We start from the raw sequence: 13,577 nt of genomic DNA on the forward strand, positions 1-13,577 counted from the left end.
CGGCAGGCGATACTTCGCGAGTTGACCGATCCCGATGTTACGGAACTCGGGCCTTGGTTTTTTTACGGCTTCAGCCATGCTAGACCCCAACTTTGTTATCACACTAATCCGCGATTTTAGCGCCTTTTTATATCGCGCTGCAGCGAAACGCCGCATAAGATTCCTTTTCCATGCGCGATACAAACGCGTTCGCGAGAGACATGCGCATCGTCACGGTCCGGCGCGCTGCTCGTTCATCACCTGCTTCAGCTCAAGTCGTTCTGGTAATAGTAGCCAGTCGTGACATACCATCCGCGACGCACTTCGACCGGACGGTCACCATAGGTATAGGACACGCGTTCAACGGACAGCAATGGAAAACCCTCGGCCACATTGAGCAATTCGGCCACGGAAGGATCGGCTGCGATCGCGCGGACTTTCTCAGTCGCACGAATCATGCGCGTGCCGAACTCCGTCTCGAACATCGCGTAGAGCGGACCTTTGTACTCGGCAAGACGCTCTGCCGTCAGGCCGCGAAATACCGCGCCCGGCAGCCAGATTTCATCGAAGACGGTGGTTTCGCCGTCAAACTGCAACAAGCGCTTGATAAGAACGACCGGATCGGCAGGCTTCAGATCGAGCTGGCGCGCGATTTCGGCGGGTGCGCGCAGGCGCTTGCATTCGAGCAGGCGGCTCACGTGGGGATGGACATCGCCATCATCAGGCAGCAGGCGCAGGAAGCGGAACTGCACGCGGTCTTCATTGTGCGTCGCAACGAAGGTGCCCTTGCCCTGACGGCGCACGAGCAGGTTGTCGGCGGCGAGTTCGTCGATCGCCTTGCGCACCGTGCCCTGGCTCACCTTGTAGCGCGCCGCCAGTTCGACTTCGCTCGGGATGATCTCGCCAGGCTTCCATTCGCCCGACTCGAGCCCCTGCGTGATGAGCGCCTTGATCTGCTGGTAAAGCGGACTGAATGTCGGCGACGAAGCTGGTGCGACTTCCGTCGCACCAGCGCCGCTCGTGGGGGTCGTCGTCGCCGGGTTTGAATTCATGCGCGCATTTCATCATAAACGCCTGCGCGGCGTCCAGACATTTCCCGTCGATTCCTATGTCTTATATAAGACATAAGATACTGTTGACTTTACGTCCCGTGAATCCTACACTCCTTGGCGAGCAAGGGTTTGCGGGTCATTGCGGGGCCGGTGGAAATGTCGGCCCCAAGCGCTTCGGCCGGCTTTTCGGTCGACGCACCACGCGCACTATGCCACGAGGCACGCCCCGCCGCTTATCGCCTCACGCCGAACGGCTTTCGATCCGCCCGCCGCTGCCTGTGCACTGCCTTGCAACGTCCCGCGCCCCCTCGAAAACGCCTCCTGCGCGACGAGACCCGGCGGCGCCGTCCGTGCATACTTCACGCTCAGAAGAAAGATTCTTGGCATGGCAGCCGCGCCGCCGCGCTTCATGCAGGTCGAATGTCCGTTGGCGCTCGCGCGATAAGCGTGATGTGATTGCACGGCGTTCCAGCATGATTCCGGAGAGCACGGCCGACATGCTTCATCAACGCTTCGCGTAACGCGCATAAAATGGCGTTTTCCCTAGCGTCTCACGCACCGTTCAGGAGAGTTTTCAATGGCTAAGTCCGCAAAGCGCGTTACCGTCACCGGCGCCGCAGGTCAAATCAGCTACTCGCTGCTGTTCCGCATCGCCAACGGCGATCTGCTCGGCAAAGACCAGCCGGTGATCCTCCAACTGCTCGACCTGCCGCAAGCGCAAGGCGCCGTGAAGGGCGTCGTGATGGAACTGGAAGACTGTGCGTTTCCGCTGCTCACGGGCGTCGTCGTCACCGACGACCCGAAAGTCGCGTTCAAGGACGCCGACGTCGCGCTGCTGGTCGGTGCGCGTCCGCGCTCGAAGGGCATGGAGCGCAAGGACCTGCTGTCGGCCAACGCCGAGATCTTCACCGTTCAGGGCAAGGCGCTGAACGACGTCGCGAGCCGCGACGTGAAGGTGCTGGTGGTCGGCAACCCGGCCAACACGAACGCGTACATCGCGATGAACTCGGCGCCGGACCTGCCGCAGAAGAACTTCACCGCCATGCTGCGCCTCGACCACAACCGCGCGCTGTCACAACTGGCCGCGAAGTCGGGCAAGCCGGTCGCGTCGATCGAAAAGCTCGCCGTGTGGGGCAACCACTCGCCGACGATGTACCCGGATTTCCGCTTCGCCACCGTCGATGGCGAGTCGCTCACGAAGCTGATCAACGACGACGAATGGAACCGCAACACGTTCATCCCGACCGTCGGCAAGCGCGGCGCGGCGATCATCGAGGCACGTGGCCTGTCGTCGGCGGCATCGGCGGCGAACGCGGCGATCGACCACGTGCGTGACTGGGTGCTCGGCACGAACGGCAAGTGGGTCACGATGGGCATTCCGTCGGACGGTTCGTATGGCATCCCCGAAGGCATCATGTACGGCGTGCCGGTGACCTGCGAAAACGGCGAGTACAAGCGCGTCGAAGGCCTGGAAATCGATGCGTTCTCGCGTGAAAAGATGGACGGCACGCTGAACGAGTTGCTGGAAGAGCGCGACGGTGTCGCGCACCTGCTCGGCAAGTAAGGTTCGCTGAGGAGCCGTGGTTCACGGTTCCTCGCGTACGCGAGCGCCGCGAGGCGTTCGCGGCCGATCCGAACGCGCTTGAGGCATGTCGAGCGCGTTCGAATCGGCACCCTTTCCTTTCTCCCATCCGACCCGACGCCGACGATGCACGCTCTCACCCCCGCCGAAGTGCTGTTTGACGGCGAAGTGCAACCCGCGGTCTTGCCGCCGTGCGACCACTATGCCGGCAGCGAAAAGCTGATGAAGAAATCGCTCGCGTTGCAGGCGCAACTCGGGCCGGTGTTCGATATCACGCTCGATTGCGAAGACGGCGCGCAAGTCGGTCTGGAAACGGCGCATGCGGAACTCGTGGCGTCGCTGATCGGCGGCGATGACGACCGCTTCGGCCGCGTCGGCGTTCGCATTCACGACTTCCACAACCGCGCCTGGCGCGACGACGTGCGCATCATCTTGCGCAACGCGAAGCAAGCACCCGCCTACATCACGCTGCCGAAAATCCGCAGCGTCTTCGACGCCACCGAAATGGTCGCGTTCGTCGAGGCGTCGCGCTGCGAATTCGGCATCGCGAAACCCATTCCCTGCCATCTGCTGATCGAAACGCACGGCGCGCTCGAGGAAGTTTTCGAACTTGCCGCGCTGCCGGGCGTCGAAGCGCTGAGTTTTGGCCTCATGGACTTCGTCTCCGCGCACAACGGCGCGATCCCCGATACCGCGATGCGCTCGCCCGGCCAGTTCGATCATCCGCTCGTGCGGCGTGCGAAGCTGGAGATCGCGGCGGCGTGCCATGCGCATGGCAAGGTGGCGTCGCACAACGTATCGACGGAAGTGCGCGACATGGGCGTCGTCGCGAGCGATGCCGAGCGTGCGCGCAACGAATTCGGCTACACGCGGATGTGGAGCATTCACCCGGATCAGGTGAAGCCGATCGTCGCGGCCTTTTCGCCACGCGCTGAGGAAATCCATGTCGCCGCTGCGATCCTGCTCGCGGCCCAGACCGCGCAGTGGGGCCCGACACGCTACCAGGATACGCTGCACGATCGCGCGAGCTATCGCTATTACTGGTCGGTGCTGCGCCGCGCGCACGCCACGGGTCAGGCATTGCCGGAAGGCGCCGCGGCGCTCTTCGGCCCTGACGAACCCGCCGAAGTGTCTCAGAGAGGAAGCTGAACATGACGATCACTTCCGCCGTCGTCGATACGATGCAAACGCGTAATGAACTTTACGACAGCATCGGCTATCACGAGTACGAGCAGAACCTCGATGCGCTGTTCAGCCAGAACAAGTAGCGTGTGACACAGCGGCAATTACGTTGCATGGAACCAGGAGACGTAGTGCGATGAGCGACACTGGGACAACTGAAACGCCGGCTGCGGCAGGCGGGTTCAAGCCGAAGAAGTCGGTTGCGCTGTCGGGCGTGACGGCGGGGAACACCGCGCTTTGCACCGTCGGCAAGACGGGCAACGACCTGCACTATCGCGGCTACGACATACTCGATGTCGCAAGTTCATGTGAATTCGAGGAAATCGCGTATCTGCTGGTGCACGGCAAATTGCCCAACGCGGCCGAGCTGAAAGCGTACAAGACCAAGCTCAAGGCGTTGCGCGGGCTGCCCGCGAACCTGAAAGCGGCGCTCGAATGGATTCCCGCTTCAGCGCATCCGATGGATGTGATGCGCACCGGCGTATCGGTGCTCGGAACGTTGCTGCCGGAGAAAGAGGATCACCATATCGCGGGCGCGAAGGATATCGCCGACCGCCTGATGGCTTCGCTCGGCTCGGTGCTGCTCTATTGGTATCACTATTCGCATAACGGCCGCCGCATCGAAACCGAAACCGACGACGACTCCATCGGCGGGCACTTCCTGCATCTGCTGCATGGCGTGGAGCCGTCGAAGGCGTGGGTCGAGGCGATGCACACCTCGCTGAATCTCTACGCCGAGCACGAATTCAACGCGTCGACGTTCACCGGCCGCGTGATCGCGGGCACGGGTTCCGACCTCTATTCGGCGATCACCGGCGCGATCGGCGCGCTGCGCGGTCCGAAGCACGGCGGCGCCAACGAAGCCGCGTTCGAGATTCAGTCGCGCTATGAGACGCCCGATGAAGCCGAAAGCGATATCCGCCGCCGGGTCGAGAACAAGGAAGTCGTGATCGGCTTTGGCCATCCGGTGTACACGATCTCCGATCCGCGCAACAAGGTGATCAAGGAAGTCGCGAAGAAGCTGTCGAAGGAAGCGGGCGACCTGAAGCTCTTCGACATCGCCGAGCGCCTCGAAACCGTGATGTGGGACGCGAAGAAAATGTTCCCGAACCTCGACTGGTTCAGCGCGGTGTCATATCACATGATGGGCGTGCCGACCGCGATGTTCACGCCGCTCTTCGTGATTTCGCGCACGGCGGGCTGGAGCGCGCACATCATCGAACAACGCATCGACAACAAGATCATCCGGCCGAGCGCGAATTACACCGGCCCCGAGAATTTGAGGTTTCTTCCGCTAAATAAGCGAAAATAGCGAGTTGCGCGTTCGGGACGGCACGGACACGGCCCAACCGCGCGGCCCTCGCCATCACCACTCACGAATTTGAAAGGTTTCACTGATGAACAAACTTCTGATCGCTGCACTCGTCGGCACCCTGGCAACCACCAGCATGATCGTCACGACCGACGCGTTCGCCGCGACAACCGATGCCGCTACCACCCCCAAGGCCACGGCCAAGCGTCCCGCGCCGGCCAAGCGCCTGATCAAGCGCAAGCCGACGACAGAAGCGGCGGCTGCCGCGAAGACCGACCCGATTCCGGAAGGCTCGGAAAAGTGGTCGTGCAAGGAAGGTCTTGCTTTCTATCTGAAAGGCGACATGAAGCGTGATGCAGTCGTCACGGTGCACTGGGCGCAGAAGGACTACCGCCTGCCGCGCCAGGACACGACGACCGGCGCCGACCGCTTCCACGACCTCGCGACCGGGATGGACCTGGTCGTGATCCCCACGAAGGCAATGTTGTTCTCGGACAAGGACGAATCGCGTCTCGCCGACGAATGCGTGACGCAGGCGATGGCTACGGGCGCGCCTGCTCCGACGCAGTCGAACGCACTGATCAAGGACGTGAAGTAAGCATCGTTTAGTTGGTTCGTACTTGGTTCGTACTCAAATCAGGAAACCTCGATGTCCGCACCGATTTCCAACGTCCGGCCTGATCCGGACAAGGTTCTCGTAGACATAGTCGACTACGTGCTCAACTACGAGGTCGACAGCACGCTCGCGCTCGATACGGCGCGCAACTGCCTGATCGATACGCTCGGTTGCGGACTCGAGGCGCTTTCCTATCCTGCCTGCACCAAGCTGATGGGACCCATCGTGCCGGGCACGATCGTCCCCAACGGCGCCAGGGTGCCGGGCACCCCATTCCAGCTCGACCCGGTTCAGGCCGCGTTCAACATCGGCGCGATGATCCGCTGGCTCGACTTCAACGACACCTGGCTCGCCGCCGAGTGGGGCCATCCGTCGGACAATCTGGGCGGCATTCTCGCGACCGCCGACTGGTTGTCGCGCAACGCCATCGCAGCCGGCAAGAAGCCGCTGACGATGAAGGACGTCCTGACCGGCATGGTCAAGGCGCACGAAATTCAGGGTTGCATCGCGCTCGAAAATTCGTTCAACAAAGTCGGGCTCGATCACGTTTTGCTCGTGAAGCTCGCTTCGACCGCCGTGGTCGGACAGTTGATCGGATTGACGCGCGATGAACTCATCAATGCGGTGTCGCTCGCGTTGGTCGATGGTCATTCGCTGCGCACCTATCGTCACGCGCCGAACACGGGCTCGCGCAAGTCGTGGGCAGCGGGCGATGCAACCTCGCGCGCGGTGCGCCTCGCACTGATCGCGAAGACCGGCGAGATGGGCTATCCGTCGGTGTTGACCGCGAAAACCTGGGGCTTTTACGATGTCCTTTTCAAGGGCAACGCGTTCCAGTTCCAGCGTCCGTACGGCTCGTATGTGATGGAGAACGTGCTGTTCAAGATTTCGTTCCCGGCCGAATTCCACTCGCAGACGGCAGTGGAAGCGGCCATGACGCTGCACGCGCAACTTGCCAGGGCAGGCAAGCGCGTCGAAGACATCAAAAAGATCACGATTCGCACGCACGAAGCGGCGATTCGCATCATCGATAAAAAAGGGCCGCTCGACAATCCTGCCGACCGCGATCATTGCATCCAGTACATGATCGCCGTGCCGCTGATCTTCGGCCGCCTGACCGCCGCCGATTACGAAGACTCGGTCGCGCAGGACCCGCGCATCGACGTGTTGCGCGCCAGGATGGAATGCGTCGAAGACCCGCAATTCACGAAGGATTATTTCGATCCGGAGAAGCGCTCGATAGCGAACGCGCTGACCGTCGAATTCAACGATGGCTCGACGTTCGACGAGGTCGTGGTCGAATATCCGATTGGACACAAGCGCCGGCGCGCGGATGGAATTCCGCTGCTCGTCGAGAAGTTCAGGACGAACCTCGCGCGCCGCTTCCCGCAAAAGCAGCAACAGGCGATCCTCGCGGTATCGCTCGATCAGGCAAAGCTCGAAACAATGCCGGTCAATGAATACGTCGATCTGTACGTGATCTAGTCGTGATCTAGTCCATCAAGCAGAAACGTTGCATCGAAGGTATTTCCTCGTTTAATACCCACGGAAAAAAATCATGGCCCACAATCTCCACAAAACGCTCAAGGAATTCGACAGCGGTTCCGGCAAAGGCAAGTTCTACTCGCTGCCGCAGCTTGGCAAGGCGCTCAACGTCAAGATCGAGCGCCTGCCGGTGTCGATCCGCATCGTGCTGGAATCGGTGTTGCGCAACTATGACGGCAAGAAGATCGCCGAAGAGCATATCCAGCAGCTCGCCAACTGGAAGCCGAACGCGTCGCGCACGGACGAAATTCCGTTCGTCGTCTCGCGCGTGGTGCTGCAGGACTTTACCGGCGTGCCGCTTCTCGCCGACATCGCCGCGATGCGCGGCGTCGCGCTGCGCGCGGGCAAGGACCCGAAGGCGATCGAGCCGCTCGTGCCGGTCGATCTGGTGGTCGACCATTCGGTGCAGATCGACCATTTCCGCGAGCCGAACGCGCTCGACCTGAACATGAAGCTGGAATTCCAGCGCAACAACGAGCGCTACCAGTTCATGAAGTGGGGCATGCAGGCATTCGACACGTTCAAGGTCGTGCCGCCGGGCGTGGGCATCGTGCACCAGGTGAACCTCGAATATCTCGCGCGCGGCGTGCACAAGAAGTCGGATAACGGCGACACCGTGTACTACCCGGACACGCTCGTCGGCACCGACAGTCACACGACGATGATCAACGGCATCGGCGTGGTGGGCTGGGGCGTGGGCGGTATCGAAGCGGAAGCGGGCATGCTCGGCCAGCCGGTGTATTTCCTCACGCCGGACGTGGTCGGCGTCGAGCTGAAGGGCAAGCTGCGCGAAGGCGTGACGGCGACCGACCTCGTCTTGACCGTCACCGAAATGCTGCGCAAGGAGAAGGTCGTCGGCAAGTTCGTCGAGTTCTTCGGCGAAGGCACGGCAACGCTCTCGCTACCGGACCGCGCGACGATCGGCAACATGGCGCCGGAATACGGCGCAACGATGGGCTTCTTCCCCGTCGACGAAAAGACCATCGACTACTTCAGGGGCACGGGCCGCACTGACGCAGAAATCTCGGCCTTCGAGAACTACTTCAAGGCGCAGAACCTGTTCGGCATTCCGAAGGCAGGCGATATCGACTTCACGAAGACGCTGACGCTCGACCTGAGCACGGTCGCGCCGTCGCTGGCCGGCCCGAAGCGTCCGCAAGACCGGATCGAAATCGGCAACGTCAAGAGCACGTTCACCGACCTGTTCTCGAAGCCGGTCGGCGAAAACGGCTTCGCGAAGAAGAGCGCGGACCTGGACGCGCAATACACGACGACCAACGGCGTCAACGTGAAGAACGGCGACATCCTGATCGCCGCGATCACGTCGTGCACGAACACGTCGAACCCGAGCGTGCTGCTCGCGGCCGGCCTGCTCGCGAAGAAGGCGGTCGAAGCCGGTCTTACCGTGGCGCCGCACATCAAGACCTCGCTGGCGCCCGGATCGCGCATCGTGACCGAGTACCTGACGAAGACGGGCCTCATGCCCTATCTCGACCAGCTCGGCTTCACGCTCGCCGCCTACGGCTGCACGACCTGTATCGGCAACGCGGGCGACCTGACGCCGGAACTGAACGACGCGATCACAAAGAATGACATCGTCGCGGCAGCCGTGCTGTCGGGCAACCGCAACTTCGAAGCGCGGATTCACCCGAACATCCGCGCGAACTTCCTGGCATCGCCGCCGCTCGTCGTCGCTTATGCGATCGCGGGCAACATCACGCGCGACCTGATGACCGAGCCGGTCGGCAAGGGCAAGGAAGGCCGCGACATCTACCTCGGCGACATCTGGCCGACGAGCGAGGAAGTGCACGCGCTCCTCAAGTTCGCCCTCGACGCCGACGCGTTCCGCGCGAACTACGCGCAGCTTACGAAGGAAGGCGACCTGTGGAGCAAGATCGCGGGCGAAACCGGTCAGGTCTACGACTGGCCGAAGTCGACCTACATCGCGGAACCGCCGTTCTTCGGCAAGAATTTCTCGATGCAGCCGGCCGACAGCATTCCGGCCGTGAAGAACGCGCGCCCGCTTGGCATCTTCGGTGACTCGGTCACGACCGATCACATCAGCCCGGCTGGCTCGATCAAGGAAAGCTCGCCGGCTGGCGTGTGGCTGAAGGCGAACGGCGTGCAGAAGGCCGACTTCAACAGCTACGGCTCGCGTCGCGGCAACCACGACGTCATGATGCGCGGCACGTTCGCGAACGTGCGCATCAAGAACCTGATGATCCCGCCGAAGGAAGATGGCGCGCGCGTCGAAGGCGGCCTGACGATTCACCAGCCGAGCGGCGAACAACTGTCGATCTACGATGCCGCGATGAAGTACATCGACGAAGGCACGCCGACCATCGTGTTCGCGGGCGAGGAATACGGCACGGGTTCGTCACGCGACTGGGCCGCGAAGGGCACGCAACTGCTCGGCGTGAAGGCCGTGGTCGCGCGCAGCTTCGAGCGGATTCACCGCTCGAACCTGGTCGGCATGGGCGTGCTGCCGCTGCAGTTCAAGGGTGTGGACAGCGTGCAGACGCTCGGCATCACCGGCGACGAGACGTTCGATATCGAAGATCTCACCGACAATATCAAGCCGCAGCAAGAAGTGACGCTCGTGATCCGCCGCAAGGACGGCAGCGAGCAGCGCGTGGCCGTGCTGCTGCGTATCGATACGCCGATCGAAGTCGATTACTACAAGCACGGCGGGATTCTGCCGTTCGTGCTGCGCTCGCTGCTGGCAGCGTAATTCGATTTGAAGCTTTGCAGGTGACCGCGCTCGAAGAGCGCGGGAACAATGAACCCGGCCACGGCCGGGTTTTTTTTCGCCTACGACGCCATGACTCGCGCGCCCGCCGGTCGCCGCGCGAACCACGCGACCGCGCGCTCGACCCAGTGCTTGCTGGGTGCGGACACCGACGCCATCGAGAAACGGCCGCCGTCCTGCGTCGCGCTGACCCAGATGGTCGCGTACGGCTGCAATTCAATCGAGTCGCCCGCCTTCAGCCAGAAGTCGCCCGCCTCGCCTTCCACCGTGACCCAAAGCTGGCCGTGCGTGACCTTGAGGGTTTGAGGACGGTCGATGAACCAGCCAGTCGGAACATCGCGCCGATCGAGTTCGTAAGTCCGGATTTCACGCATTTTGCTGCTCCTGAGTGCGCGTCGCGAAAAGGAACGCTTGACGACATTATTGAGATACTGTCGAATGGAGTGAATGCACAGTAGCGAACAGTTTGACCGAACTGTTCAGAAAATCCGGGTGAACACTTACCGGGAATGAAGGGACAAAATGAGCACGATGAAGCTCGAAATCGACGCGCAAACCGGCGTGCCGTTGACCGATCAGCTCGTCAACCAGATCGAATCGCAGATCCGCGCGCGGCGCGTGCTGGCGGGCGCGAAGCTGCCGTCGATCCGGCAACTCGCCGCCGACCAGAGAATCAGCCGTTTCCCCGTGATCGAGGCGTATGACCGGCTCGCGTCGCTTGGGTTGATCCAGCCGAAACACGGATCGGGGTTTTATGTCGCCGGCCACGTCGATGAGGCGAACCGCTCGCACGGCGGCTGCGATCCGCGCCTGGCCGAAGAGGAATCGAGCCAGATCCTGCAGCAGTTCAACTATCCGGGCGAAACGCTCAAGCTTTCGAGCGGGTTCATCCCCGAGTCGTGGCGCGACGTCGAGGGCATCACGCAGGCGATCCGCCATGCGTCACGCGTGGACGTGAGCAGCGTGATCGACTACGCGATGCCCTACGGCGACGCGACCCTGCGCCATCAGGTGCAGATGCGGATGCAATTGCTCGGCATCGACACCGACCTGAAAAACGTGATGACGACGAGCGGCGCGAGCCAGGCGCTCGATCTCGTCGTCCGGTACATGCTGAAGGCGGGCGACACCGTGTTCGTCGAGGATCCCGGCTACTACAACCTGTTTGGGCTGCTGAAGCTGCAGGGCGTGAAGCTCGTCGGCGTGCCGCGGCTCGCAAACGGGCCGGACGTCGACGCCGCCGAGGCATTGCTGAAGCTGCATCAACCGAAGCTTTTCTTCATCAACACCGTTTTCCAGAACCCGACCGCGACGAACGTTGCGCCGCAGGTCGCGTTCCGGCTGCTGCAACTCGCGCAGCAGTACGGTTTCTCCATCGTCGAGGACGATATCTATGCCGACTTCCAGGCCGTGCCGACGCAACGGCTCGCGTCGCTCGATCAACTGGATCGCGTGATTTATATCGGCGGGTTGTCGAAGACGCTGTCGTCGTCGCTCAGGATCGGCTATCTCGCGGCGAACGCGGACCTCGTGAAAAATCTCGTCGACGTGAAGGTGCTGACGAGTCTCGGCGGCACGCGCTTCAGCGAAGCCGTCGCGGCGAATCTTCTGGAGCGGGGCACCTACCGCAAGTATCTGGAGCGCATGCGCCGGCGCGTGCGCGATGCGCTTTCGGGCGCCGTCCAGCAACTGGAAGCGTGCGGATGGGATGTCTTCGATGAACCGAGCGGCGGCAATTTCGTGTGGGCCAAGGTTCCGGGCATCGACGATTCGACGGTGCTCGTCGACGAAGCGCTGAAGTTCGACGTGACGCTCGCGCCGGGGAATTATTACCGGCCGAACGGGGAGGCGTGCGCGTGGGTGCGCATTAATACAGCGCATACCGGCGATCGGCGCGCGATGCGGTTTTTCGAGGCGATGGGGGAGCGTGCGGGCGGTTAGCCTGAATTGCGCTGAGGTCCACTTAAACTAGTTGCATAGCAAACTTGTTTATCCTAAACTGCTCCCATGTTCGATCAATGCCTCTACTTCAACACCACCGCGCTGGCTCGCGTTCTTGAGCGCGAATGGACGAAGGCGTTCAAGCCGTTCGGCTTGACGCCGTCGCAGGCTTTCATGCTGCGGGCGATTCTCGACAAGCCGGGTTTGCTGCAAAGCGAACTCGCGAGCGGACTCGCCATCTCGCGTCCCACCGCCACGCGTTCGCTCGACGGTTTGCAGAAGCTGGCATTGATCGAGCGCTGGTCGACGGATCGTGACGGCCGCGAGTCCGCCATTCATGCAACGGCGCTCGGCGAATCGATGAAGGACGGACTGAACGCCGCAAGCGCGGAAGTGACGAAACGCTTGAAGAGGAAGCTCGGCGGCGCTCATTTCGAAGACTCCGTCTCGAAGATGAAAAATATTCGCTCGCTCCTCGACTGATTTTTTTTGCCCGTATAGTTGCATTGCTAACTATCAACCGAAAGGGAACGCCATGCCTATTCTCAACGTGAAAGTCAGTGCCAGGAAGTCGCCCGAACTGGTCCGCGAGATTTCCGGCCTGCTACTCGATCTCACTACGCGCATCCTCGGCAAGAAGCGCGACGTCACGGCCATCGCGATCGACTTCGTGGATCGCGACAGCTGGGTTGTCGGCGGACATTTGCTGAGCGAGCAGAACAAGAACAGCTTCTACTTCGACATCAAGATCACCGACGAAACGAATACGAAGGACGAAAAGGCACGCTACATCAAGGAAGCGTTCGAGGGCTTCGAGCGCATCCTCGGCGACTTGCACGAGGAGAGCTACATCTACGTACAGGATGTGAAAGCCGCGTCGTATGGATACGGCGGATACACCCAGGAATACCGCTATCACCATTGAACGTGAAAGCGCCCGCCAGGCGGGAAACCGGCGGGCGCCTTCACGCAAACAACAGCGAGAGTTACATCGGCGGAACGACGCCGTCCTTCTCGACCAGCACGCGTTGCGCGACGAACTGCGTGCCGCTCACCGGGCTCGCGACCACGAACACTTTCTTACCCGAGATCAGATCGCTGCGGGCTGCCGGCGCGAACGTCACGACCGGCACGTTCTCGGGCACGGTCACCGAATTGCTGCCGCCCTTGTACGACAGCTTGAGGTCGCGCCCGCTCGTGCCTTCCACGACGCTATCCACGTTCGCGTTCGTCATCGAACTGTTCGGACCGAGGTCCCACGCGTAATGACCTTCGCCGGTGCCGCGCGCGGCTTCCGGGAACACGAGCACTTCGGTGGCGGTCAGCTTGCCGTCGGTGCCGGTCGTCGCAGCCGTGCCCACGAACGAGCCGGGCTTGATATCGGCGAGCTTGATGTTCTTCACCGCCGATACCGGCACGCCCGATTTGACGTCGATCGTGACGGTATCGCCGCTGCGGCGATGCACGGTAAGCGTGTCGCCGGTGAGCGACACGATTTCACCGCGAATGCGCGTGGGCTTGGCGGCGGGCGTCTGCGCAAATGCAGCCGAAGCGATGACGAGCGTGGCAAGCCCGACGCCGAATCTGATTTTCAATGACATTCAAGTCTCCTTCAAAGG

The 13,577-nt window shown here is 61.8% G+C and carries 12 protein-coding genes and 2 pseudogenes; 10 read left to right on the forward strand and 4 right to left on the reverse strand.

Features of this window, described 5'->3' with window-relative positions; genetic code table 11:
* Positions 1 to 78 (reverse strand): annotated as a pseudogene (locus AWB68_RS21665) (succinate dehydrogenase, cytochrome b556 subunit); the annotation flags it as partial.
* A gap of 167 nt (positions 79 to 245) precedes the next feature.
* On the reverse strand, positions 246 to 1,031 hold the full coding sequence (locus AWB68_RS21670; protein ID WP_087646401.1) for a GntR family transcriptional regulator: 786 nt from the start codon (positions 1,029 to 1,031) through the stop codon (positions 246 to 248).
* Positions 1,032 to 1,608: 577 nt separating this feature from the next.
* Here AWB68_RS21670 and AWB68_RS21680 point away from each other — a divergent pair.
* The 7 genes and pseudogenes from AWB68_RS21680 to acnA all read left to right on the forward strand — a co-directional run bounded on the left by AWB68_RS21680 (position 1,609) and on the right by acnA (position 9,999).
* Entirely contained in the window at positions 1,609 to 2,595 is a 987-nt protein-coding gene (locus AWB68_RS21680; RefSeq protein ID WP_087646403.1) for a malate dehydrogenase, read from the forward strand.
* 144 nt (positions 2,596 to 2,739) lie between these two features.
* A complete protein-coding gene (locus AWB68_RS21685) occupies positions 2,740 to 3,762 on the forward strand; it encodes an HpcH/HpaI aldolase/citrate lyase family protein (RefSeq protein WP_087646404.1) in 1,023 nt (340 codons plus the stop codon).
* Positions 3,763 to 3,782: 20 nt separating this feature from the next.
* Positions 3,783 to 3,881 (forward strand): annotated as a pseudogene (prpB, locus tag AWB68_RS46690) (methylisocitrate lyase); the annotation flags it as partial.
* Positions 3,882 to 3,931: 50 nt separating this feature from the next.
* Positions 3,932 to 5,107, forward strand: coding sequence for a bifunctional 2-methylcitrate synthase/citrate synthase (prpC, locus tag AWB68_RS21690; RefSeq protein WP_087646405.1), 1,176 nt, complete (start codon positions 3,932 to 3,934; stop codon positions 5,105 to 5,107).
* 85 nt (positions 5,108 to 5,192) lie between these two features.
* Positions 5,193 to 5,705 (forward strand): hypothetical protein, encoded by a 513-nt coding sequence (locus AWB68_RS21695; protein ID WP_087646406.1) that lies wholly within the window; start codon positions 5,193 to 5,195, stop codon positions 5,703 to 5,705.
* A 51-nt stretch (positions 5,706 to 5,756) separates the two neighbouring features.
* The gene (locus AWB68_RS21700) at positions 5,757 to 7,208 is read left to right on the forward strand and encodes a bifunctional 2-methylcitrate dehydratase/aconitate hydratase (RefSeq protein ID WP_087646407.1); all 1,452 of its coding nucleotides are present in this window, start codon (positions 5,757 to 5,759) and stop codon (positions 7,206 to 7,208) included.
* Positions 7,209 to 7,281: 73 nt separating this feature from the next.
* Entirely contained in the window at positions 7,282 to 9,999 is a 2,718-nt protein-coding gene (gene acnA, locus AWB68_RS21705) for an aconitate hydratase AcnA (protein ID WP_087646408.1), read from the forward strand.
* Positions 10,000 to 10,079: 80 nt separating this feature from the next.
* On the opposite strand, the gene AWB68_RS21710 is transcribed toward acnA, so the two are convergent.
* Positions 10,080 to 10,391 carry a DUF2917 domain-containing protein gene (locus AWB68_RS21710; RefSeq protein ID WP_087646409.1) on the reverse strand — a complete coding sequence of 104 codons (312 nt, stop codon included), beginning with the start codon at positions 10,389 to 10,391 and terminating at the stop codon, positions 10,080 to 10,082.
* A 157-nt stretch (positions 10,392 to 10,548) separates the two neighbouring features.
* On the opposite strand from AWB68_RS21710, the gene AWB68_RS21715 reads away from it, so the two are divergent.
* From AWB68_RS21715 to AWB68_RS21725, 3 genes are all read left to right on the forward strand, one after another.
* On the forward strand, positions 10,549 to 11,958 hold the full coding sequence (locus tag AWB68_RS21715) for an aminotransferase-like domain-containing protein (protein WP_087646445.1): 1,410 nt from the start codon (positions 10,549 to 10,551) through the stop codon (positions 11,956 to 11,958).
* Positions 11,959 to 12,024: 66 nt separating this feature from the next.
* Positions 12,025 to 12,441, forward strand: a complete 417-nt coding sequence (locus tag AWB68_RS21720) for a MarR family winged helix-turn-helix transcriptional regulator (RefSeq protein WP_087646410.1) — start codon at positions 12,025 to 12,027, stop codon at positions 12,439 to 12,441.
* A gap of 52 nt (positions 12,442 to 12,493) precedes the next feature.
* Complete coding sequence (locus AWB68_RS21725; protein ID WP_087646411.1) at positions 12,494 to 12,883, forward strand: tautomerase family protein; 390 nt, start codon at positions 12,494 to 12,496, stop codon at positions 12,881 to 12,883.
* 61 nt (positions 12,884 to 12,944) lie between these two features.
* Here AWB68_RS21725 and AWB68_RS21730 read toward each other — a convergent pair whose 3' ends face one another.
* On the reverse strand, positions 12,945 to 13,559 hold the full coding sequence (locus AWB68_RS21730; RefSeq protein ID WP_087646412.1) for a hypothetical protein: 615 nt from the start codon (positions 13,557 to 13,559) through the stop codon (positions 12,945 to 12,947).
* Between the last annotated feature and the right edge of the window lie 18 nt (positions 13,560 to 13,577).

Origin of the sequence: Caballeronia choica, from assembly GCF_001544535.1 — a bacterium.
GTDB classification, from domain to species: Bacteria; Pseudomonadota; Gammaproteobacteria; order Burkholderiales; family Burkholderiaceae; genus Caballeronia; species Caballeronia choica.

Bases quoted from the DNA above. Each gene is read 5' to 3' on its own strand.
- AWB68_RS21670 (WP_087646401.1), bottom strand. From the start codon at position 1,031: ATGAATTCAAACCCGGCGACGACGACCCCCACGAGCGGCGCTGGTGCG.
- AWB68_RS21680 (WP_087646403.1), top strand. From the start codon at position 1,609: ATGGCTAAGTCCGCAAAGCGCGTTACCGTCACCGGCGCCGCAGGTCAA.
- AWB68_RS21685 (WP_087646404.1), top strand. From the start codon at position 2,740: ATGCACGCTCTCACCCCCGCCGAAGTGCTGTTTGACGGCGAAGTGCAA.
- prpC (WP_087646405.1), top strand. From the start codon at position 3,932: ATGAGCGACACTGGGACAACTGAAACGCCGGCTGCGGCAGGCGGGTTC.
- AWB68_RS21695 (WP_087646406.1), top strand. From the start codon at position 5,193: ATGAACAAACTTCTGATCGCTGCACTCGTCGGCACCCTGGCAACCACC.
- AWB68_RS21700 (WP_087646407.1), top strand. From the start codon at position 5,757: ATGTCCGCACCGATTTCCAACGTCCGGCCTGATCCGGACAAGGTTCTC.
- acnA (WP_087646408.1), top strand. From the start codon at position 7,282: ATGGCCCACAATCTCCACAAAACGCTCAAGGAATTCGACAGCGGTTCC.
- AWB68_RS21710 (WP_087646409.1), bottom strand. From the start codon at position 10,391: ATGCGTGAAATCCGGACTTACGAACTCGATCGGCGCGATGTTCCGACT.
- AWB68_RS21715 (WP_087646445.1), top strand. From the start codon at position 10,549: ATGAAGCTCGAAATCGACGCGCAAACCGGCGTGCCGTTGACCGATCAG.
- AWB68_RS21720 (WP_087646410.1), top strand. From the start codon at position 12,025: ATGTTCGATCAATGCCTCTACTTCAACACCACCGCGCTGGCTCGCGTT.
- AWB68_RS21725 (WP_087646411.1), top strand. From the start codon at position 12,494: ATGCCTATTCTCAACGTGAAAGTCAGTGCCAGGAAGTCGCCCGAACTG.
- AWB68_RS21730 (WP_087646412.1), bottom strand. From the start codon at position 13,559: ATGTCATTGAAAATCAGATTCGGCGTCGGGCTTGCCACGCTCGTCATC.